The sequence below is a fragment of the Streptomyces millisiae genome, assembly GCF_031845425.1.
GTDB classification, from domain to species: Bacteria; Actinomycetota; Actinomycetes; order Streptomycetales; family Streptomycetaceae; genus Streptomyces; species Streptomyces millisiae.
This window is the reverse complement of record NZ_JAVREM010000214.1, coordinates 1-525: the sequence shown is the minus strand read 5'-3', so window position 1 is coordinate 525 and position 525 is coordinate 1. Positions and strand designations below refer to the sequence as shown.

Sequence of the window (525 nt, the reverse complement as noted above, 5' to 3'; positions counted from 1 at the left end):
GCCACCCATTACACTGACCGACACCCCGACCCTAGACCGACCCGGTAAGGACTACAAGTGGAACTGGCCTATTACTCGGACTACGCCGTGCGCCTGGTCAACACCGAGGAGCCGGCCCGCAACAAGGACGCCCTCACCTCGGTCGAGGCGGTCCGGGAGCTGTTCGGCGCGAACCAGCAGGCGGCGCGGCGGGCGACGGACGCGGACGTGACCCGTTTCCGTTCCGTACGGGGGCGGCTGCGCGCGGTCTTCGAGGCGGCCGACGGCGGGGACGAGACACTCGCGGTGGACCTGCTCAACTCGCTGCTGCTGGAGTTCCCGGTGAGCCCGCAGATCTCCGGCCACGACGTACGGGACGAGGACGGCCGCCCGGACTGGCACATGCACCTGGCCGACCACCCCTCGAACGCGACCGCCGGCTACACGGCCATCGCGGCGATGGGCCTCGCCTTCCATCTGACCTCGCACGGTGTGGACCGGCTGGGCCTGTGCGAGGCGGCCCCGTGCCGCAACGCCTACCTGGAC

Annotated in this window: 1 protein-coding gene; it reads left to right on the top strand. The window is 70.5% G+C overall.

The genetic code is table 11. The annotated features are described in order from the left end of the window. Positions 1 to 57: 57 nt before the first annotated feature. Positions 58 to 525, top strand: a 468-nt coding sequence (locus RNC47_RS36295; RefSeq protein ID WP_311605129.1) for an ABATE domain-containing protein, incomplete at its 3' end; no start/stop codon positions are given.